Raw genomic sequence first — 19636 nt, 5'->3', positions numbered from 1 at the left:
ATAGGTACAGCCATTTACCTTATGTAGGTACACACAATAGACAATCTATAGGTACAGTCATTTATTTCCAATTAGGTACAGCCAAATATAGATTGTATGATAAGATATATTAAGCCAGCAGTCACAAGAGGGGGCTATTTATTACTACGTAATAATTATCCTATCCCTCATGTGAGCTGGTTAAGGGGAGACCCCTTAAAACCCCCAAAAACTCTTACCTAGGTAATCGTTATGATTGAGCCAAAAACTGCCGTTCTTGACAAGAGAGCCAAGCGAAATAGAGAGATTGCAATTCGCGTCAATGACTACGAACTTGCTGAGATAAAAAAAAGGAATCGTGAAAATACGGTGGCCAGTTGGTTACGAGGATTGGCATTAGGGGTTACTCCTGTTAAGTCAGTTGATCCTGAATTAGTGCGCCAGTTGGGTAGGATTGGCAGTAATCTTAATCAGCTAACCAAGCATGTGAATACCGAAAAGCAAGTCGATGCCGAGGTTTTGAGTGAGGTTAAAGCGATTAGGGAACAGCTACATGTGCTGATAGAGACCAGTATCGAATACTCAAAGGTAGCCGCGAGGGATAGTGATGATTGTTAAGTTCTCTAAGCATGGTAAGGGCAAAGCGAGTGGCGTTTTAGACTACCTTCTTAAAGAGAAAGGGAGTAAGGGTACTTTGGTGCCTAGATCGTATGCAAAAGTGCTGTACGGCGATCCTGTGCTCACTGAGCACTTAATTAATACCACCTCTCACAAGAATAAATATAAGTCAGGGTACTTATCTTTTAGTGAACGTGCGGATGAGATTAGCGAATCCGATAAAAAGCGCATTATGCAGGAGTTTGAAGCGGTCATATTCTGCGGTTTAGAGAGTGATCAGTACGATATTCTATGGGTTGAGCATGCGGATAAAGACATTGATGACGCTCATCCTGTCGGACGACTGGAGCTAAACTTTGTAATTCCCTGTCAGGAACTGCGATCAGGTAAGTCTTTTCAGCCGTACTATGAGCCGGCAGACCAAAAAAGGGTTAACGCTTGGAAAAATATTATCAATTCAGAAATAAAAACCATTAAGGGTGAGCCGTTGAGTGATCCTAATGATCCTAAATGCAAACGCTTAGTGAACCCATACAGCAGTAATGCCCCACGCCCTACGCCTTTTGATGTAAAGGCGTATACGAAAAAGGATGCTGATAAGGACGAGGAGACTATCGCCAATCCTCCTAACCGTAAGCTATTGGAGGAAGCGATTAAACGTCGTCTGTTACTGGATTGGCAAAATGGTATCACTATGAATCGTCGAAGGGTGATATGTCAGCTGGAGCATTGGGGCTTAAAGATTAATCGAGGTAATAGCGAGAAGACGTTATCGGTGACAAGCGATAAGCTAACTGATAAGAATGGCAAGCCAATGGGCGTTAGACTCAAAGGCGGTATGTTTGAAAAAGAGTTTGATGGTTATCAATTTGAACCAGATGCGAAAGAAGAAGATCATTCTGCGTACGACCATCCATTTAGCAGAGACAAGCGCCAGCAGTTAGATGAGCAGCACTTAGCCACTGGGATAGAAATAAAAGAGGCTTATCATCAGGAAAGGTATAATAGTTCAACCACACCTGAGGCGTTGGCAGCAGATAAAACGGTTAAACAGGAGCTGGAAGCAGCTAAACCCTCTCCAGCAGAAACTTATAGGCCGAGTTTTAGACCAGGGTTTTGATAGCCTGACTAAGACTTGTACCTTCGATCATTAGTTAATAGGCTAAGTAATTTAATAGCGATACTATCTCTAGGGTGTATATAAAGCGCAATTTACCATGGTAACTTGAGTTGCTTTTAGGTCTTTTTAGTCTATCTTAGATCTATTTAAACTTAATAGGTTTGTTATAGTGAGTGCTTTAAACTATACTAACAGCACATAAAGTGATTCTAAGTTCTAGCTAGAACTTAGAATATTAAAAAAATTTCCGACTGTATATCAGGTTTAGGACAAGCTAAATCTATTAATGACAGTTATATGCTGTAACTGTATCATCCATAATTCCTACCCATATTCATAGTAAATAAACATATACTTCTTTATATTGACCAACTGTTTGGTTGAATAACTTCATTGATCTTCTGATTCGAAATATTCTTTTTCATGACGCTGGAAATAGGTATGACTGTCTCAATTACTTGCTTTCATACTTGTGATAATCGTGGAACTAAAGACGAAATATTGAGTAAAGTTCCTTTTAAGAGCAATTCTGGCAATCCGGAGTGGTTAGGTAAGGGGTATTATTTTTGGACTGATGTCGATCATCATGCTCATATCTGGGGTCAAATTAAGCCAAGATTAGGCAGTTATGTTATTGTAAAATTCCAGATAGATATTGAAAAAGATGATCTATTGGACTTGGTAGGAGATGCTGGAGCACTCTTATTTTTTAGAAAGTTAATGTCTGATTATAAAGAACACTTAGTTAAGAAAGTACGTAATGCTAAAACACGTACAGACAAGAGTAAGCTTGAAGATGAATTAAGTAATGTGAGTGTATCTACGGTTATCCAGTTCTATAGAGATGAAAAAATTTTAAATTATAAAGCGATGAAGTCTCAAGATATAAATAATAAAAAAATTGAGGGCTTGAGTTATTTAAAAGGTAAATCAGAAATCTTACCTTTTACTAGACATCAGTTAGTAGTTTATGAAGAAGGCAAAAATCTTTTGAGCGCACCTGAATGGCATTGCTCTAAACTCAAACTGCGATTTTAACAAGATTGTGTAATTACAGTAGTGTCTATAATACTTCATGGTTTTTCATAGCACAGTGTATTCTAATTATAAAATGTAGGTGAGATTATGAATAATAAATATGAAGCTATCTTAAAGTCGGCTAAAGACTTATTAGAAAGCATGGATACTGATGTTTTTTTAGATAAGTTTTTAGAATTACAAGAACACGCAACAGGACCAAATATAGATGAGTTTACAAGCTCTATATCTACTTCTGGTAGCTTTCTGAGCGACCATGATAGCTATACTAGTCCTAATAATTATAAAAATATCCTTTCACGCTTTTCAGTAGATAAAGTAAATACGATTCTAGACAGTACTAATTCAAAAAAAGGTTACTTCTTAGAGGTAAGAAGTATTGGTACAGCTCTTAAAATTAAAAAGAAGGCTACACAAGTATCTTATGAATACGGATTTTCTACTGATCAATTGCTGAGTCAAGCAGCATAAGAGTTAAGGGAAAATAATGAACATACAGTTGGTTTCCACCAAAGCCATCCGAATAAATCTAGATCCCTTAGATATAGATTTAGATGATACTTCTGAACTCGAAAGTTTTGCATTTGATTTCAATCCGATGTTTCCAGAAGAAAAAGATGAATCTAATAGTTTTGCGATTGTGTTTAATGGTGAAATGAAAAACTGTAAAGAAAATTATATAATCAAAGTTGTTTTTCTATCTGTGTTCGAGGTCGATGAACTAATAACAGTTGATTTTTTAAAAGATAACTTTGCACTCATTAATGCTCCTGCTATCAGTTATCCTTATTTTAGAGCTTTTTACTCGAACTTTCTCTTAACTTCAGGATATGAGCCCTTCATTCTACCAACCATCAACTTTGTACAATTAAGAAAAGACAAGCTTGAAGCAATAAATTCACGGTCTTAGTACGAAAAGTTAGCTAGACCAATAAGAAGGGCAGTTACTATATTTTAGTAACTGCCCTTCTTATTGAAAGCTGACTTTTCTACCCAAAACCATTTATCATAATCAATGAATAATCAGAGTCTTTAGTTATTAGCAATTTTTTCGGCTAGTTTCATAATGAAAGTTGGCTTAGTAATTGCTTATTCTCCCGCTAATGAATCATAAGTAGTTACACATAGTTTGGGAAACCCTCTCATCCTTTGAAATTAATAGATACTTCTATTGCTTAAATTTCTTTTGAGAGCTTATTCAGTAGCCATTCGTCAGCTTGTCGTTCATTATTAGTAAGATAATCTATGCTAGATTCAAACTCTACTACCTTACAAGGCTTCTGCTTATCATACGAAATTCTAAATAACCTTGATGGTCTACCTCTATGAATCCATAAATCCGCTTCATTGTGATCAGACTGATAAAAAAATAGAAACTTCAGTTCTCTTAGTCTTTTGTAACTTTTGCTTGGTAAGAAATTTATAAGATTAACATATACATAGACGATTAATTCAGGGTCAAGATTAGCATAGCTATATATATTTAACTCTCTAGCTTTACGTAATATTTCTACGGCCTCGTCTACATTTAGAAAGGGGGCTAACTCTTGTAATTTATACCAAATGCTATTTATATTGTTCCTAACGAAATCCTTGTTAAATTCAACTGCCTTTTCATCAATAGTACTAGGTCTTAAATTTTCGTATGGTGCTGCTGAAGTTCTTATAGTTGGACAAGAATTCTTTGCTTCATGACGAAAGTGTCCGTCAGCCCTTTCTTTTCCTGCTACGGTAGTCATGCTGTTATTACAGACTGGACATCTAGCCTTCAATGCGTTACCTCTATCTTGAACGTCGCATTCTATCGTGTAGTTTAGATATTCATTATGAGTAATTAATTTGTCTTCCAAAGGATGGTAAGCACTAAGCATGATATGGCCTTATGATTAAGTTTATGACTACACTTTACAGATTAGGAACCTTGGCGTATATGTACTAATTAGTATAACTCCTATATTTCCGAAAAGGAAAATACCCACTATTTTTAGCGAGTATTTTTGCCTCTCATTTACGAATTTTTTCTCACAGCTAACTGTACCGCTAATGAATCGAATAAAATTAATTATCGAAGACATTGCCTGGAGCATCGTTTAACATTCTGATGATAGCTTTACCTATAGCTAAAGCTAGGTTAACAGGAACAGCATTACCGATTTGCTTGTAAATTTGGCTATCAGAGCCTGCAAACTTCCAATCGTCAGGGAATGTTTGTATTCGAGCATACTCACGAGTTGATAGCGGCCTATTTTCACTAGGATGGCAACGCTCTGTCTGTTTTTGAGCTGGAGTACATACAAGTGTTAAACTTGGCTCGTCCCAAGAAAGCCTTCTGGCCATTCCTGTTTTTCCTCCTCCAAGATAAAAACTCTTCATCATATATTCTTTTTGCAGCTCTATAGGTAGGTCCCTCCAATACCCACCTTCAGGCACATGAGACATTATCTCTTGTTTACGCTTTGGATAAAGTTGGCCTGTTGATTCAGGCACATCTGTTTTATAAAGCTCACCTGCTGTTAATGCGTCTTTTACAGTCAGTAATCGAGTATAGGGTGAAGGCTTCTTATATATCATTGTTTCGTATATATCCGCTCTAACACCAATTACAATTAACCTTTCTCTTTTTTGTGGAACTTTGTAAAACATTGCTTTATAAATATCATTCTCAATAATCTTATAACCTAAATCCTCTAAGACCTTTACAATCGTACTTAATGTCCTACCTTTATCATTTTCTGCTAATCCCTTAACATTCTCAGCTAGGAATACTTTAGGCTGAACTTCTTTTATAGCTCTAGCCATTTCAAATACTAAAGTACCTCTGAGGTCTTCAAAACCTAATTGCTTACCTGCATAAGAGAAGGGCTGACAAGGAAAACCACCTGTTAGCAAATCCACTTTTCCTTTTAAACTCTCAAAATTTACATTCGCTATATCATCTTCAACTACATTCCAATCAGGACGATTTATACGAAGGGTCTCACACGCATACTTATCCTTCTCATTAAGTAATACAGATTTAAATCCGGCTTGCTCTAATCCTAGTGCTAATCCACCAGCGCCAGCAAAAAGCTCAACTAAAGAATATTCTCTTGAAGGTTTTATAGATACATCTTCATCCCAGCTGCTATTAAACATTGCAGAAAACTGTGGAAATATTTCTAGCTGTTGCTTTGTATAAGGCTTTTTATTTGTCTCAGGGTCTAGCTTTGGAACCAGCTTGCCATTCTTGGCCCAGGTTTCTACATTTCTTTTAGATACAGACAAAGTATCAGCAACTATTTGCGCTGAAAAAAAATTTTCTTGATACACTCACTTGCCTCTTTTCAATTCTAATGAAGTGGGTAAATACTAACAGTAACTGGTTAAAAGGTCCAGTTTTTAATTTTTTTTAAGGAGTTTTAAATGAGCGTATTTGATAGAAATAAAGTTAAAGAGGTGTTAAAACCTATAGTACAAAGTACATATGAGGCTCAACAGCAGGAAAAGGATATTTATAGCAATACTTTAGATTGTTTTTCAGCTGTGATTGACTCATCTATTCGAGGGCTTACATTAGAAGAGTGGAAGGAGTCAGAAAAGCAAAGGCAGGCTCAGAAAACCTTACAGAATAAGATAGGTGACTTTCATCAGAAGGTATTGGGAACACTTGATGGAGTGGAAGACTTAGGGGTAGGAGGGGTAGTAGATGTAAGAGCGGATGGACGTCAGATCATTGCAGAGGTTAAAAACAAGTGGAACACCACTAAAGGTAACCATAAAAAGAGCATATACGACGACATAGAAAGCGTATTAGAAAACCATGAAGACTACACAGGTTACTATGTAGAGATTTTGCCAAAAAATGGTAAGACCTATGATAAACCCTTTAGCCCATCAGATAATACAGATAGCTCATCAAGGGTAATTAGAGATGATATTCGTATCATTGATGGAAAGTCGTTTTATAAAATAATCACCGGGGAAGAAAATGCCTTGGAAGAACTTTACTCCATGCTTCCTGAATTAACATCAGAGATTCTTGAAGAGACTTTTAACGTTCAAAGAAATGCTGATGATGTAAAAGGTGACGACATTTTCCCCGAGTTATTTAACAAAATATTTCCTTCAGATTCTTAAACTGGCACTTATAAATAAGTAAGTATTCTATTATAAAAAGATTCCAACAGTAGATGCACTATAATTGATTAGTAGCTTTGAGAGGCATTTGTACAAGTACAGATGCCTCTGATAATTTTTTAATTTGCCTACCAGTTAAGTTAGTGCCATAGTTGTTCACTGAACGTTCTGGACAGTTGTACTGTACAGTTTCTAAAAACGTACTTGAACACTAGGTGAACAATGAACATATCGGTGACAAAAGCGGCAAAAGAATGGGGTGTATCAAGAACCACGATCTATCAGAAGGTCAATGATGGTGAGCTTTCTAGAACAGCAGATAAGAAAATAGACGTTTCAGAAATGTTGCGCGTGTTTGGTGAGCCCATTTCTAAAAAACGTACTGAACGTTCAGTGGACACTATTCAAAGTACACCTCTGAACAGTCAAAGTGTTCAGTACAATACGGATATTGAACACCTATTAGCGCTTGAAAAGCTCAAGAATGAACACCTCAGCCAACAAGTCAGCGATCAAAAACAGCTGATAGCGAATTACCAAGATCAGATAAGCCAGCTGAATAAAACGTTAGAAAAAGCCAACGCCAGTATCCAAGACTTTGCACAAGTGAGGCTGCTAGAGTTTAAGCAAGCTGAGATGAGCTATGAGCCGCCACTTGAACAAGAGCAAGAAAAAAAAGATGATTCAATCGTCGCGACGGCTAAGAAGAAAAAACGGTGGTTCTTTTGACTGTAACTGATGCTGGGAAGTCATCCCAAATTCTATATAAATGCTTATAATTCACTAACTGCCTCATTCCAATCAGTAAGCGCCTAAAATAAGATACTTGCCGTTATCAAGTTTTGTGAAGTTATTTTCATGAGCTAGAATAGCTGCAACCTTATTAAAATAATCAGTTGATTTCATCAACTCAGGCTTTAAAAATTGTAGCAATTCCTCATCACTTAAATCATGTTCCAAGTTATCAAATTTCTCTTTCGCATCGGCACTAATACTAATATCAGCAGTACGAACCATATTGATAATTTCGCTAGTATGTTCTCTTACTTCGCTACTAAGCTCATAAACAACACCTGAAGCACACCACTCTAGGGCGTCATTAAAGAGCGGCTCCCAAGCAATAGATGCTGGGTCGTTGCTTTCGCTTTTTACACGGTTATATTGGCTTAAAATAGCGTTAATCGCTTCTTCGCTAAAATCATTTACAAGCTCATGCTGCCCAAATTCTGCAATAAAATCCTGCGTATTTAATTCTGATGTACCAGTAGTCATGGCTATAGTCCTTATCGTTGTATATAAAAGAAAAAAAAGAAGTATGGGTTTAGGAATTTTTAAAACCTAATTTATCAAGATAGGGTATATAGAAAACATGCTTACTTTCATCCAATAGCTCATTCTCAATCCGCTCAGCAAACGCTTTATAATCTTCACCTTGCTTAGCATAGTTAGCCAGCTCACTCATTCTCGATAGCTTAGTCGCAAAAACACCTTTTTGTTTATCTGTCATTTTTAAAGGAGTCAGCATATCAGGCGTATCACCGTCTCTCTTTATGCCTGTCGCTTTCTCAGGCTTAGTTTTTATTTTAAATTTGAACGTAAATCCAACAATTCTACGGCCTTCTTTGTGCTGTTCATAAGTCGCTGTAATATTTGTATTATCATTAATCTCATTAATAGCATGGTCTAAGACACGACTCTTAAAATTACCCATAGTTTTATATTGGTGCTCTTCGATACCCAAACGAGTACGTAAATTTTCAATTGTAATTGGAGGGGTTTTACCAACACTACTCCACTGCATTAATATTTCAAAGATACGCAATGCGTAGATGCTATTTAGGTCTTTTATTTGTTGTAGCTCGTACTCTGTATATTTTTCACTAAGTCTTGTTATCAGTGGAATAACGTCGTTTCCAAACATAACCTCTACATACCCACCGCCCTCACTATACGAAGCACGTTGCACGAATCTGGACTTATTTATCTTGTCACGTCCCTTTGAATCCTTATCAGTCCAAACAAACTCACTTTCGTAAAGACTTTCACAAGCAGACTTCAGTGAGCGATAAGCAGTAGTTTTATCACATTCAAAATGCTTCCCGTAATCAGACGCTCTGATACGGTGGATACCTCCAATTTCAGACATACTTCCTTGTTCTCTCGCTTCAATAATAGCTAAAATAATTACACGCTGAGCGACTAAGTTAATCGCATAGCCTGATTCAATAAACGCATTAGCTTTGCTTACTATGCTAGTTTTTGTCATATAAAATCCGTATTTATATACATTCAATTTTATATTGTATATAAATATACTGTTGCTGTAAAGACGTATATCTATGGGTGTATAAACGTATATCTATGGGTGTATAAACGTATATCTATGGGTGTATAAACGTATATCTATGGGTGTATAAACGTATACTTATACAACCTATAAGTATTGAGCAGTAAGGGATACAGCTTACTTAAAAGCTATTAAAAGCTATTAAAAACATTAAAAACCTTTTACTTCTTATTTTCTAATTCTTCTTCAGTAGGATACTTCTCTCTAGCTTTACGTATAGCTGGTTGTACAAACCACTCCCAGTAATTCATTAGCTCATCATAATGCTCATTGATATAACCCATTAGTTGGTCAGCAGTAAAATCGTATCTATGATCTTTAGGTTTAGAGAATTGAGTTAATTTTGATTTACTGACATTAACTCCAAAGTACCTAGCTATTTGCATAGCTCTATAAGAGTTAATTTCACGTTCTAACCTATACCCGTCTTCTATACCAAGTTGGCAAAGTTCAGTACCACCAAAATCGATATCTTTTAAGAACTCAATCATGGCTTCAACTCGAGCAGAACGTACCGCATTGTAACGTTGCATATTCCTACGTCTCTTATCCATAAATAACTCACTCACTTTTAGAATAGGTACAGACAATAATGTTACCATAGGTACAGCCATTTACCTTATGTAGGTACACACAATAGACAATCTATAGGTACAGTCATTTATTTCCAATTAGGTACAGCCAAATATAGATTGTATGATAAGATATATTAAGCCAGCAGTCACAAGAGGGGGCTATTTATTACTACGTAATAATTATCCTATCCCTCATGTGAGCTGGTTAAGGGGAGACCCCTTAAAACCCCCAAAAACTCTTACCTAGGTAATCGTTATGATTGAGCCAAAAACTGCCGTTCTTGACAAGAGAGCCAAGCGAAATAGAGAGATTGCAATTCGCGTCAATGACTACGAACTTGCTGAGATAAAAAAAAGGAATCGTGAAAATACGGTGGCCAGTTGGTTACGAGGATTGGCATTAGGGGTTACTCCTGTTAAGTCAGTTGATCCTGAATTAGTGCGCCAGTTGGGTAGGATTGGCAGTAATCTTAATCAGCTAACCAAGCATGTGAATACCGAAAAGCAAGTCGATGCCGAGGTTTTGAGTGAGGTTAAAGCGATTAGGGAACAGCTACATGTGCTGATAGAGACCAGTATCGAATACTCAAAGGTAGCCGCGAGGGATAGTGATGATTGTTAAGTTCTCTAAGCATGGTAAGGGCAAAGCGAGTGGCGTTTTAGACTACCTTCTTAAAGAGAAAGGGAGTAAGGGTACTTTGGTGCCTAGATCGTATGCAAAAGTGCTGTACGGCGATCCTGTGCTCACTGAGCACTTAATTAATACCACCTCTCACAAGAATAAATATAAGTCAGGGTACTTATCTTTTAGTGAACGTGCGGATGAGATTAGCGAATCCGATAAAAAGCGCATTATGCAGGAGTTTGAAGCGGTCATATTCTGCGGTTTAGAGAGTGATCAGTACGATATTCTATGGGTTGAGCATGCGGATAAAGACATTGATGACGCTCATCCTGTCGGACGACTGGAGCTAAACTTTGTAATTCCCTGTCAGGAACTGCGATCAGGTAAGTCTTTTCAGCCGTACTATGAGCCGGCAGACCAAAAAAGGGTTAACGCTTGGAAAAATATTATCAATTCAGAAATAAAAACCATTAAGGGTGAGCCGTTGAGTGATCCTAATGATCCTAAATGCAAACGCTTAGTGAACCCATACAGCAGTAATGCCCCACGCCCTACGCCTTTTGATGTAAAGGCGTATACGAAAAAGGATGCTGATAAGGACGAGGAGACTATCGCCAATCCTCCTAACCGTAAGCTATTGGAGGAAGCGATTAAACGTCGTCTGTTACTGGATTGGCAAAATGGTATCACTATGAATCGTCGAAGGGTGATATGTCAGCTGGAGCATTGGGGCTTAAAGATTAATCGAGGTAATAGCGAGAAGACGTTATCGGTGACAAGCGATAAGCTAACTGATAAGAATGGCAAGCCAATGGGCGTTAGACTCAAAGGCGGTATGTTTGAAAAAGAGTTTGATGGTTATCAATTTGAACCAGATGCGAAAGAAGAAGATCATTCTGCGTACGACCATCCATTTAGCAGAGACAAGCGCCAGCAGTTAGATGAGCAGCACTTAGCCACTGGGATAGAAATAAAAGAGGCTTATCATCAGGAAAGGTATAATAGTTCAACCACACCTGAGGCGTTGGCAGCAGATAAAACGGTTAAACAGGAGCTGGAAGCAGCTAAACCCTCTCCAGCAGAAACTTATAGGCCGAGTTTTAGACCAGGGTTTTGATAGCCTGACTAAGACTTGTACCTTCGATCATTAGTTAATAGGCTAAGTAATTTAATAGCGATACTATCTCTAGGGTGTATATAAAGCGCAATTTACCATGGTAACTTGAGTTGCTTTTAGGTCTTTTTAGTCTATCTTAGATCTATTTAAACTTAATAGGTTTGTTATAGTGAGTGCTTTAAACTATACTAACAGCACATAAAGTGATTCTAAGTTCTAGCTAGAACTTAGAATATTAAAAAAATTTCCGACTGTATATCAGGTTTAGGACAAGCTAAATCTATTAATGACAGTTATATGCTGTAACTGTATCATCCATAATTCCTACCCATATTCATAGTAAATAAACATATACTTCTTTATATTGACCAACTGTTTGGTTGAATAACTTCATTGATCTTCTGATTCGAAATATTCTTTTTCATGACGCTGGAAATAGGTATGACTGTCTCAATTACTTGCTTTCATACTTGTGATAATCGTGGAACTAAAGACGAAATATTGAGTAAAGTTCCTTTTAAGAGCAATTCTGGCAATCCGGAGTGGTTAGGTAAGGGGTATTATTTTTGGACTGATGTCGATCATCATGCTCATATCTGGGGTCAAATTAAGCCAAGATTAGGCAGTTATGTTATTGTAAAATTCCAGATAGATATTGAAAAAGATGATCTATTGGACTTGGTAGGAGATGCTGGAGCACTCTTATTTTTTAGAAAGTTAATGTCTGATTATAAAGAACACTTAGTTAAGAAAGTACGTAATGCTAAAACACGTACAGACAAGAGTAAGCTTGAAGATGAATTAAGTAATGTGAGTGTATCTACGGTTATCCAGTTCTATAGAGATGAAAAAATTTTAAATTATAAAGCGATGAAGTCTCAAGATATAAATAATAAAAAAATTGAGGGCTTGAGTTATTTAAAAGGTAAATCAGAAATCTTACCTTTTACTAGACATCAGTTAGTAGTTTATGAAGAAGGCAAAAATCTTTTGAGCGCACCTGAATGGCATTGCTCTAAACTCAAACTGCGATTTTAACAAGATTGTGTAATTACAGTAGTGTCTATAATACTTCATGGTTTTTCATAGCACAGTGTATTCTAATTATAAAATGTAGGTGAGATTATGAATAATAAATATGAAGCTATCTTAAAGTCGGCTAAAGACTTATTAGAAAGCATGGATACTGATGTTTTTTTAGATAAGTTTTTAGAATTACAAGAACACGCAACAGGACCAAATATAGATGAGTTTACAAGCTCTATATCTACTTCTGGTAGCTTTCTGAGCGACCATGATAGCTATACTAGTCCTAATAATTATAAAAATATCCTTTCACGCTTTTCAGTAGATAAAGTAAATACGATTCTAGACAGTACTAATTCAAAAAAAGGTTACTTCTTAGAGGTAAGAAGTATTGGTACAGCTCTTAAAATTAAAAAGAAGGCTACACAAGTATCTTATGAATACGGATTTTCTACTGATCAATTGCTGAGTCAAGCAGCATAAGAGTTAAGGGAAAATAATGAACATACAGTTGGTTTCCACCAAAGCCATCCGAATAAATCTAGATCCCTTAGATATAGATTTAGATGATACTTCTGAACTCGAAAGTTTTGCATTTGATTTCAATCCGATGTTTCCAGAAGAAAAAGATGAATCTAATAGTTTTGCGATTGTGTTTAATGGTGAAATGAAAAACTGTAAAGAAAATTATATAATCAAAGTTGTTTTTCTATCTGTGTTCGAGGTCGATGAACTAATAACAGTTGATTTTTTAAAAGATAACTTTGCACTCATTAATGCTCCTGCTATCAGTTATCCTTATTTTAGAGCTTTTTACTCGAACTTTCTCTTAACTTCAGGATATGAGCCCTTCATTCTACCAACCATCAACTTTGTACAATTAAGAAAAGACAAGCTTGAAGCAATAAATTCACGGTCTTAGTACGAAAAGTTAGCTAGACCAATAAGAAGGGCAGTTACTATATTTTAGTAACTGCCCTTCTTATTGAAAGCTGACTTTTCTACCCAAAACCATTTATCATAATCAATGAATAATCAGAGTCTTTAGTTATTAGCAATTTTTTCGGCTAGTTTCATAATGAAAGTTGGCTTAGTAATTGCTTATTCTCCCGCTAATGAATCATAAGTAGTTACACATAGTTTGGGAAACCCTCTCATCCTTTGAAATTAATAGATACTTCTATTGCTTAAATTTCTTTTGAGAGCTTATTCAGTAGCCATTCGTCAGCTTGTCGTTCATTATTAGTAAGATAATCTATGCTAGATTCAAACTCTACTACCTTACAAGGCTTCTGCTTATCATACGAAATTCTAAATAACCTTGATGGTCTACCTCTATGAATCCATAAATCCGCTTCATTGTGATCAGACTGATAAAAAAATAGAAACTTCAGTTCTCTTAGTCTTTTGTAACTTTTGCTTGGTAAGAAATTTATAAGATTAACATATACATAGACGATTAATTCAGGGTCAAGATTAGCATAGCTATATATATTTAACTCTCTAGCTTTACGTAATATTTCTACGGCCTCGTCTACATTTAGAAAGGGGGCTAACTCTTGTAATTTATACCAAATGCTATTTATATTGTTCCTAACGAAATCCTTGTTAAATTCAACTGCCTTTTCATCAATAGTACTAGGTCTTAAATTTTCGTATGGTGCTGCTGAAGTTCTTATAGTTGGACAAGAATTCTTTGCTTCATGACGAAAGTGTCCGTCAGCCCTTTCTTTTCCTGCTACGGTAGTCATGCTGTTATTACAGACTGGACATCTAGCCTTCAATGCGTTACCTCTATCTTGAACGTCGCATTCTATCGTGTAGTTTAGATATTCATTATGAGTAATTAATTTGTCTTCCAAAGGATGGTAAGCACTAAGCATGATATGGCCTTATGATTAAGTTTATGACTACACTTTACAGATTAGGAACCTTGGCGTATATGTACTAATTAGTATAACTCCTATATTTCCGAAAAGGAAAATACCCACTATTTTTAGCGAGTATTTTTGCCTCTCATTTACGAATTTTTTCTCACAGCTAACTGTACCGCTAATGAATCGAATAAAATTAATTATCGAAGACATTGCCTGGAGCATCGTTTAACATTCTGATGATAGCTTTACCTATAGCTAAAGCTAGGTTAACAGGAACAGCATTACCGATTTGCTTGTAAATTTGGCTATCAGAGCCTGCAAACTTCCAATCGTCAGGGAATGTTTGTATTCGAGCATACTCACGAGTTGATAGCGGCCTATTTTCACTAGGATGGCAACGCTCTGTCTGTTTTTGAGCTGGAGTACATACAAGTGTTAAACTTGGCTCGTCCCAAGAAAGCCTTCTGGCCATTCCTGTTTTTCCTCCTCCAAGATAAAAACTCTTCATCATATATTCTTTTTGCAGCTCTATAGGTAGGTCCCTCCAATACCCACCTTCAGGCACATGAGACATTATCTCTTGTTTACGCTTTGGATAAAGTTGGCCTGTTGATTCAGGCACATCTGTTTTATAAAGCTCACCTGCTGTTAATGCGTCTTTTACAGTCAGTAATCGAGTATAGGGTGAAGGCTTCTTATATATCATTGTTTCGTATATATCCGCTCTAACACCAATTACAATTAACCTTTCTCTTTTTTGTGGAACTTTGTAAAACATTGCTTTATAAATATCATTCTCAATAATCTTATAACCTAAATCCTCTAAGACCTTTACAATCGTACTTAATGTCCTACCTTTATCATTTTCTGCTAATCCCTTAACATTCTCAGCTAGGAATACTTTAGGCTGAACTTCTTTTATAGCTCTAGCCATTTCAAATACTAAAGTACCTCTGAGGTCTTCAAAACCTAATTGCTTACCTGCATAAGAGAAGGGCTGACAAGGAAAACCACCTGTTAGCAAATCCACTTTTCCTTTTAAACTCTCAAAATTTACATTCGCTATATCATCTTCAACTACATTCCAATCAGGACGATTTATACGAAGGGTCTCACACGCATACTTATCCTTCTCATTAAGTAATACAGATTTAAATCCGGCTTGCTCTAATCCTAGTGCTAATCCACCAGCGCCAGCAAAAAGCTCAACTAAAGAATATTCTCTTGAAGGTTTTATAGATACATCTTCATCCCAGCTGCTATTAAACATTGCAGAAAACTGTGGAAATATTTCTAGCTGTTGCTTTGTATAAGGCTTTTTATTTGTCTCAGGGTCTAGCTTTGGAACCAGCTTGCCATTCTTGGCCCAGGTTTCTACATTTCTTTTAGATACAGACAAAGTATCAGCAACTATTTGCGCTGAAAAAAAATTTTCTTGATACACTCACTTGCCTCTTTTCAATTCTAATGAAGTGGGTAAATACTAACAGTAACTGGTTAAAAGGTCCAGTTTTTAATTTTTTTTAAGGAGTTTTAAATGAGCGTATTTGATAGAAATAAAGTTAAAGAGGTGTTAAAACCTATAGTACAAAGTACATATGAGGCTCAACAGCAGGAAAAGGATATTTATAGCAATACTTTAGATTGTTTTTCAGCTGTGATTGACTCATCTATTCGAGGGCTTACATTAGAAGAGTGGAAGGAGTCAGAAAAGCAAAGGCAGGCTCAGAAAACCTTACAGAATAAGATAGGTGACTTTCATCAGAAGGTATTGGGAACACTTGATGGAGTGGAAGACTTAGGGGTAGGAGGGGTAGTAGATGTAAGAGCGGATGGACGTCAGATCATTGCAGAGGTTAAAAACAAGTGGAACACCACTAAAGGTAACCATAAAAAGAGCATATACGACGACATAGAAAGCGTATTAGAAAACCATGAAGACTACACAGGTTACTATGTAGAGATTTTGCCAAAAAATGGTAAGACCTATGATAAACCCTTTAGCCCATCAGATAATACAGATAGCTCATCAAGGGTAATTAGAGATGATATTCGTATCATTGATGGAAAGTCGTTTTATAAAATAATCACCGGGGAAGAAAATGCCTTGGAAGAACTTTACTCCATGCTTCCTGAATTAACATCAGAGATTCTTGAAGAGACTTTTAACGTTCAAAGAAATGCTGATGATGTAAAAGGTGACGACATTTTCCCCGAGTTATTTAACAAAATATTTCCTTCAGATTCTTAAACTGGCACTTATAAATAAGTAAGTATTCTATTATAAAAAGATTCCAACAGTAGATGCACTATAATTGATTAGTAGCTTTGAGAGGCATTTGTACAAGTACAGATGCCTCTGATAATTTTTTAATTTGCCTACCAGTTAAGTTAGTGCCATAGTTGTTCACTGAACGTTCTGGACAGTTGTACTGTACAGTTTCTAAAAACGTACTTGAACACTAGGTGAACAATGAACATATCGGTGACAAAAGCGGCAAAAGAATGGGGTGTATCAAGAACCACGATCTATCAGAAGGTCAATGATGGTGAGCTTTCTAGAACAGCAGATAAGAAAATAGACGTTTCAGAAATGTTGCGCGTGTTTGGTGAGCCCATTTCTAAAAAACGTACTGAACGTTCAGTGGACACTATTCAAAGTACACCTCTGAACAGTCAAAGTGTTCAGTACAATACGGATATTGAACACCTATTAGCGCTTGAAAAGCTCAAGAATGAACACCTCAGCCAACAAGTCAGCGATCAAAAACAGCTGATAGCGAATTACCAAGATCAGATAAGCCAGCTGAATAAAACGTTAGAAAAAGCCAACGCCAGTATCCAAGACTTTGCACAAGTGAGGCTGCTAGAGTTTAAGCAAGCTGAGATGAGCTATGAGCCGCCACTTGAACAAGAGCAAGAAAAAAAAGATGATTCAATCGTCGCGACGGCTAAGAAGAAAAAACGGTGGTTCTTTTGACTGTAACTGATGCTGGGAAGTCATCCCAAATTCTATATAAATGCTTATAATTCACTAACTGCCTCATTCCAATCAGTAAGCGCCTAAAATAAGATACTTGCCGTTATCAAGTTTTGTGAAGTTATTTTCATGAGCTAGAATAGCTGCAACCTTATTAAAATAATCAGTTGATTTCATCAACTCAGGCTTTAAAAATTGTAGCAATTCCTCATCACTTAAATCATGTTCCAAGTTATCAAATTTCTCTTTCGCATCGGCACTAATACTAATATCAGCAGTACGAACCATATTGATAATTTCGCTAGTATGTTCTCTTACTTCGCTACTAAGCTCATAAACAACACCTGAAGCACACCACTCTAGGGCGTCATTAAAGAGCGGCTCCCAAGCAATAGATGCTGGGTCGTTGCTTTCGCTTTTTACACGGTTATATTGGCTTAAAATAGCGTTAATCGCTTCTTCGCTAAAATCATTTACAAGCTCATGCTGCCCAAATTCTGCAATAAAATCCTGCGTATTTAATTCTGATGTACCAGTAGTCATGGCTATAGTCCTTATCGTTGTATATAAAAGAAAAAAAAGAAGTATGGGTTTAGGAATTTTTAAAACCTAATTTATCAAGATAGGGTATATAGAAAACATGCTTACTTTCATCCAATAGCTCATTCTCAATCCGCTCAGCAAACGCTTTATAATCTTCACCTTGCTTAGCATAGTTAGCCAGCTCACTCATTCTCGATAGCTTAGTCGCAAAAACACCTTTTTGTTTATCTGTCATTTTTAAAGGAGTCAGCATATCAGGCGTATCACCGTCTCTCTTTATGCCTGTCGCTTTCTCAGGCTTAGTTTTTATTTTAAATTTGAACGTAAATCCAACAATTCTACGGCCTTCTTTGTGCTGTTCATAAGTCGCTGTAATATTTGTATTATCATTAATCTCATTAATAGCATGGTCTAAGACACGACTCTTAAAATTACCCATAGTTTTATATTGGTGCTCTTCGATACCCAAACGAGTACGTAAATTTTCAATTGTAATTGGAGGGGTTTTACCAACACTACTCCACTGCATTAATATTTCAAAGATACGCAATGCGTAGATGCTATTTAGGTCTTTTATTTGTTGTAGCTCGTACTCTGTATATTTTTCACTAAGTCTTGTTATCAGTGGAATAACGTCGTTTCCAAACATAACCTCTACATACCCACCGCCCTCACTATACGAAGCACGTTGCACGAATCTGGACTTATTTATCTTGTCACGTCCCTTTGAATCCTTATCAGTCCAAACAAACTCACTTTCGTAAAGACTTTCACAAGCAGACTTCAGTGAGCGATAAGCAGTAGTTTTATCACATTCAAAATGCTTCCCGTAATCAGACGCTCTGATACGGTGGATACCTCCAATTTCAGACATACTTCCTTGTTCTCTCGCTTCAATAATAGCTAAAATAATTACACGCTGAGCGACTAAGTTAATCGCATAGCCTGATTCAATAAACGCATTAGCTTTGCTTACTATGCTAGTTTTTGTCATATAAAATCCGTATTTATATACATTCAATTTTATATTGTATATAAATATACTGTTGCTGTAAAGACGTATATCTATGGGTGTATAAACGTATATCTATGGGTGTATAAACGTATATCTATGGGTGTATAAACGTATATCTATGGGTGTATAAACGTATACTTATACAACCTATAAGTATTGAGCAGTAAGGGATACAGCTTACTTAAAAGCTATTAAAAGCTATTAAAAACATTAAAAACCTTTTACTTCTTATTTTCTAATTCTTCTTCAGTAGGATACTTCTCTCTAGCTTTACGTATAGCTGGTTGTACAAACCACTCCCAGTAATTCATTAGCTCATCATAATGCTCATTGATATAACCCATTAGTTGGTCAGCAGTAAAATCGTATCTATGATCTTTAGGTTTAGAGAATTGAGTTAATTTTGATTTACTGACATTAACTCCAAAGTACCTAGCTATTTGCATAGCTCTATAAGAGTTAATTTCACGTTCTAACCTATACCCGTCTTCTATACCAAGTTGGCAAAGTTCAGTACCACCAAAATCGATATCTTTTAAGAACTCAATCATGGCTTCAACTCGAGCAGAACGTACCGCATTGTAACGTTGCATATTCCTACGTCTCTTATCCATAAATAACTCACTCACTTTTAGAATAGGTACAGACAATAATGTTACC

Annotated in this window: 24 protein-coding genes; 14 read left to right on the top strand and 10 right to left on the bottom strand. The window is 36.4% G+C overall.

Features of this window, described 5'->3' with window-relative positions:
- Positions 1–231 precede the first annotated feature (231 nt).
- The 5 genes from mobC (M0N77_RS13050) to M0N77_RS13030 all read left to right on the top strand — a co-directional run bounded on the left by mobC (M0N77_RS13050) (position 232) and on the right by M0N77_RS13030 (position 3665).
- Positions 232–597, top strand: a complete 366-nt coding sequence (gene mobC / locus M0N77_RS13050) for a plasmid mobilization relaxosome protein MobC (RefSeq protein ID WP_353105674.1) — start codon at positions 232–234, stop codon at positions 595–597.
- On the top strand, positions 587–1717 hold the full coding sequence (locus M0N77_RS13045) for a relaxase/mobilization nuclease domain-containing protein (RefSeq protein WP_353105673.1): 1131 nt from the start codon (positions 587–589) through the stop codon (positions 1715–1717). Before mobC (M0N77_RS13050) ends, M0N77_RS13045 begins: the two co-directional genes overlap by 11 nt.
- Positions 1718–2158: 441 nt before the next feature.
- Positions 2159–2755, top strand: a complete 597-nt coding sequence (locus tag M0N77_RS13040) for a hypothetical protein (protein ID WP_353105672.1) — start codon at positions 2159–2161, stop codon at positions 2753–2755.
- An 87-nt stretch (positions 2756–2842) separates the two neighbouring features.
- The gene (locus M0N77_RS13035; protein WP_353105671.1) at positions 2843–3226 is read left to right on the top strand and encodes a hypothetical protein; all 384 of its coding nucleotides are present in this window, start codon (positions 2843–2845) and stop codon (positions 3224–3226) included.
- Positions 3227–3242: 16 nt separating this feature from the next.
- Positions 3243–3665, top strand: coding sequence for a protein-export chaperone SecB (locus tag M0N77_RS13030; RefSeq protein WP_353105670.1), 423 nt, complete (start codon positions 3243–3245; stop codon positions 3663–3665).
- A gap of 265 nt (positions 3666–3930) precedes the next feature.
- Here the strand turns inward: M0N77_RS13030 and M0N77_RS13025 are convergent, their stop codons facing one another.
- Positions 3931–4626 (bottom strand): hypothetical protein, encoded by a 696-nt coding sequence (locus M0N77_RS13025; RefSeq protein WP_353105669.1) that lies wholly within the window; start codon positions 4624–4626, stop codon positions 3931–3933.
- A gap of 187 nt (positions 4627–4813) precedes the next feature.
- Positions 4814–6064, bottom strand: coding sequence for a DNA cytosine methyltransferase (locus tag M0N77_RS13020; RefSeq protein ID WP_353105668.1), 1251 nt, complete (start codon positions 6062–6064; stop codon positions 4814–4816).
- A 93-nt stretch (positions 6065–6157) separates the two neighbouring features.
- Between M0N77_RS13020 and M0N77_RS13015 the strand changes: the two genes are divergently transcribed.
- Positions 6158–6871 (top strand): Eco47II family restriction endonuclease, encoded by a 714-nt coding sequence (locus M0N77_RS13015; protein WP_353105667.1) that lies wholly within the window; start codon positions 6158–6160, stop codon positions 6869–6871.
- A 222-nt stretch (positions 6872–7093) separates the two neighbouring features.
- Positions 7094–7600: a plasmid replication DNA-binding protein gene (locus tag M0N77_RS13010; protein WP_353105666.1), complete on the top strand. Its 507-nt coding sequence runs from the start codon at positions 7094–7096 to the stop codon at positions 7598–7600.
- A gap of 72 nt (positions 7601–7672) precedes the next feature.
- Here the strand turns inward: M0N77_RS13010 and M0N77_RS13005 are convergent, their stop codons facing one another.
- The 3 genes from M0N77_RS13005 to M0N77_RS12995 all read right to left on the bottom strand — a co-directional run bounded on the left by M0N77_RS13005 (position 7673) and on the right by M0N77_RS12995 (position 9751).
- Positions 7673–8143 carry a hypothetical protein gene (locus M0N77_RS13005; protein ID WP_353105665.1) on the bottom strand — a complete coding sequence of 157 codons (471 nt, stop codon included), beginning with the start codon at positions 8141–8143 and terminating at the stop codon, positions 7673–7675.
- A gap of 49 nt (positions 8144–8192) precedes the next feature.
- Entirely contained in the window at positions 8193–9137 is a 945-nt protein-coding gene (gene repM, locus M0N77_RS13000) for a replication initiation protein RepM (RefSeq protein ID WP_353105664.1), read from the bottom strand.
- 242 nt (positions 9138–9379) lie between these two features.
- Entirely contained in the window at positions 9380–9751 is a 372-nt protein-coding gene (locus M0N77_RS12995) for a hypothetical protein (protein WP_353105675.1), read from the bottom strand.
- A gap of 298 nt (positions 9752–10049) precedes the next feature.
- On the opposite strand from M0N77_RS12995, the gene mobC (M0N77_RS12990) reads away from it, so the two are divergent.
- The 5 genes from mobC (M0N77_RS12990) (at position 10050) to M0N77_RS12970 (ending at position 13483) form a co-directional block, all read left to right on the top strand.
- Positions 10050–10415, top strand: a complete 366-nt coding sequence (mobC, locus tag M0N77_RS12990) for a plasmid mobilization relaxosome protein MobC (RefSeq protein WP_353105674.1) — start codon at positions 10050–10052, stop codon at positions 10413–10415.
- Positions 10405–11535: a relaxase/mobilization nuclease domain-containing protein gene (locus M0N77_RS12985; protein WP_353105673.1), complete on the top strand. Its 1131-nt coding sequence runs from the start codon at positions 10405–10407 to the stop codon at positions 11533–11535. Before mobC (M0N77_RS12990) ends, M0N77_RS12985 begins: the two co-directional genes overlap by 11 nt.
- Before the next feature lie 441 nt (positions 11536–11976).
- Positions 11977–12573, top strand: coding sequence for a hypothetical protein (locus M0N77_RS12980; protein ID WP_353105672.1), 597 nt, complete (start codon positions 11977–11979; stop codon positions 12571–12573).
- Positions 12574–12660: 87 nt separating this feature from the next.
- Complete coding sequence (locus M0N77_RS12975; protein WP_353105671.1) at positions 12661–13044, top strand: hypothetical protein; 384 nt, start codon at positions 12661–12663, stop codon at positions 13042–13044.
- Between the two features lie 16 nt (positions 13045–13060).
- On the top strand, positions 13061–13483 hold the full coding sequence (locus tag M0N77_RS12970; protein ID WP_353105670.1) for a protein-export chaperone SecB: 423 nt from the start codon (positions 13061–13063) through the stop codon (positions 13481–13483).
- Between the two features lie 265 nt (positions 13484–13748).
- Here the strand turns inward: M0N77_RS12970 and M0N77_RS12965 are convergent, their stop codons facing one another.
- Positions 13749–14444: a hypothetical protein gene (locus tag M0N77_RS12965; RefSeq protein WP_353105669.1), complete on the bottom strand. Its 696-nt coding sequence runs from the start codon at positions 14442–14444 to the stop codon at positions 13749–13751.
- Positions 14445–14631: 187 nt separating this feature from the next.
- Positions 14632–15882: a DNA cytosine methyltransferase gene (locus M0N77_RS12960; RefSeq protein ID WP_353105668.1), complete on the bottom strand. Its 1251-nt coding sequence runs from the start codon at positions 15880–15882 to the stop codon at positions 14632–14634.
- A gap of 93 nt (positions 15883–15975) precedes the next feature.
- On the opposite strand from M0N77_RS12960, the gene M0N77_RS12955 reads away from it, so the two are divergent.
- Both M0N77_RS12955 and M0N77_RS12950 read left to right on the top strand, forming a co-directional pair.
- On the top strand, positions 15976–16689 hold the full coding sequence (locus M0N77_RS12955; RefSeq protein ID WP_353105667.1) for an Eco47II family restriction endonuclease: 714 nt from the start codon (positions 15976–15978) through the stop codon (positions 16687–16689).
- Between the two features lie 222 nt (positions 16690–16911).
- Positions 16912–17418, top strand: a complete 507-nt coding sequence (locus tag M0N77_RS12950) for a plasmid replication DNA-binding protein (RefSeq protein WP_353105666.1) — start codon at positions 16912–16914, stop codon at positions 17416–17418.
- Positions 17419–17490: 72 nt separating this feature from the next.
- On the opposite strand, the gene M0N77_RS12945 is transcribed toward M0N77_RS12950, so the two are convergent.
- The 3 genes from M0N77_RS12945 to M0N77_RS12935 all read right to left on the bottom strand — a co-directional run.
- A complete protein-coding gene (locus M0N77_RS12945; protein WP_353105665.1) occupies positions 17491–17961 on the bottom strand; it encodes a hypothetical protein in 471 nt (156 codons plus the stop codon).
- 49 nt (positions 17962–18010) lie between these two features.
- Positions 18011–18955 (bottom strand): replication initiation protein RepM, encoded by a 945-nt coding sequence (repM, locus tag M0N77_RS12940; protein WP_353105664.1) that lies wholly within the window; start codon positions 18953–18955, stop codon positions 18011–18013.
- A 242-nt stretch (positions 18956–19197) separates the two neighbouring features.
- Positions 19198–19636, bottom strand: a 439-nt coding sequence (locus tag M0N77_RS12935; RefSeq protein WP_353105663.1) for a hypothetical protein, incomplete at its 5' end; no start/stop codon positions are given.

This window comes from Psychrobacter sp. AH5 (genome assembly GCF_040371085.1).
In the GTDB taxonomy this organism is placed as follows: Bacteria; Pseudomonadota; Gammaproteobacteria; order Pseudomonadales; family Moraxellaceae; genus Psychrobacter.
The sequence above is the reverse complement of the archived record's forward strand: the minus strand, read 5'-3'. Positions and strand labels throughout refer to the sequence as shown.

Coding starts and splice junctions, on each gene's coding strand:
- mobC (WP_353105674.1), top strand. CDS start 232: ATGATTGAGCCAAAAACTGCCGTTCTTGACAAGAGAGCCAAGCGAAAT.
- M0N77_RS13045 (WP_353105673.1), top strand. CDS start 587: ATGATTGTTAAGTTCTCTAAGCATGGTAAGGGCAAAGCGAGTGGCGTT.
- M0N77_RS13040 (WP_353105672.1), top strand. CDS start 2,159: ATGACTGTCTCAATTACTTGCTTTCATACTTGTGATAATCGTGGAACT.
- M0N77_RS13035 (WP_353105671.1), top strand. CDS start 2,843: ATGAATAATAAATATGAAGCTATCTTAAAGTCGGCTAAAGACTTATTA.
- M0N77_RS13030 (WP_353105670.1), top strand. CDS start 3,243: ATGAACATACAGTTGGTTTCCACCAAAGCCATCCGAATAAATCTAGAT.
- M0N77_RS13025 (WP_353105669.1), bottom strand. CDS start 4,626: ATGCTTAGTGCTTACCATCCTTTGGAAGACAAATTAATTACTCATAAT.
- M0N77_RS13015 (WP_353105667.1), top strand. CDS start 6,158: ATGAGCGTATTTGATAGAAATAAAGTTAAAGAGGTGTTAAAACCTATA.
- M0N77_RS13010 (WP_353105666.1), top strand. CDS start 7,094: ATGAACATATCGGTGACAAAAGCGGCAAAAGAATGGGGTGTATCAAGA.
- M0N77_RS13005 (WP_353105665.1), bottom strand. CDS start 8,143: ATGACTACTGGTACATCAGAATTAAATACGCAGGATTTTATTGCAGAA.
- repM (WP_353105664.1), bottom strand. CDS start 9,137: ATGACAAAAACTAGCATAGTAAGCAAAGCTAATGCGTTTATTGAATCA.
- M0N77_RS12995 (WP_353105675.1), bottom strand. CDS start 9,751: ATGCAACGTTACAATGCGGTACGTTCTGCTCGAGTTGAAGCCATGATT.
- mobC (WP_353105674.1), top strand. CDS start 10,050: ATGATTGAGCCAAAAACTGCCGTTCTTGACAAGAGAGCCAAGCGAAAT.
- M0N77_RS12985 (WP_353105673.1), top strand. CDS start 10,405: ATGATTGTTAAGTTCTCTAAGCATGGTAAGGGCAAAGCGAGTGGCGTT.
- M0N77_RS12980 (WP_353105672.1), top strand. CDS start 11,977: ATGACTGTCTCAATTACTTGCTTTCATACTTGTGATAATCGTGGAACT.
- M0N77_RS12975 (WP_353105671.1), top strand. CDS start 12,661: ATGAATAATAAATATGAAGCTATCTTAAAGTCGGCTAAAGACTTATTA.
- M0N77_RS12970 (WP_353105670.1), top strand. CDS start 13,061: ATGAACATACAGTTGGTTTCCACCAAAGCCATCCGAATAAATCTAGAT.
- M0N77_RS12965 (WP_353105669.1), bottom strand. CDS start 14,444: ATGCTTAGTGCTTACCATCCTTTGGAAGACAAATTAATTACTCATAAT.
- M0N77_RS12955 (WP_353105667.1), top strand. CDS start 15,976: ATGAGCGTATTTGATAGAAATAAAGTTAAAGAGGTGTTAAAACCTATA.
- M0N77_RS12950 (WP_353105666.1), top strand. CDS start 16,912: ATGAACATATCGGTGACAAAAGCGGCAAAAGAATGGGGTGTATCAAGA.
- M0N77_RS12945 (WP_353105665.1), bottom strand. CDS start 17,961: ATGACTACTGGTACATCAGAATTAAATACGCAGGATTTTATTGCAGAA.
- repM (WP_353105664.1), bottom strand. CDS start 18,955: ATGACAAAAACTAGCATAGTAAGCAAAGCTAATGCGTTTATTGAATCA.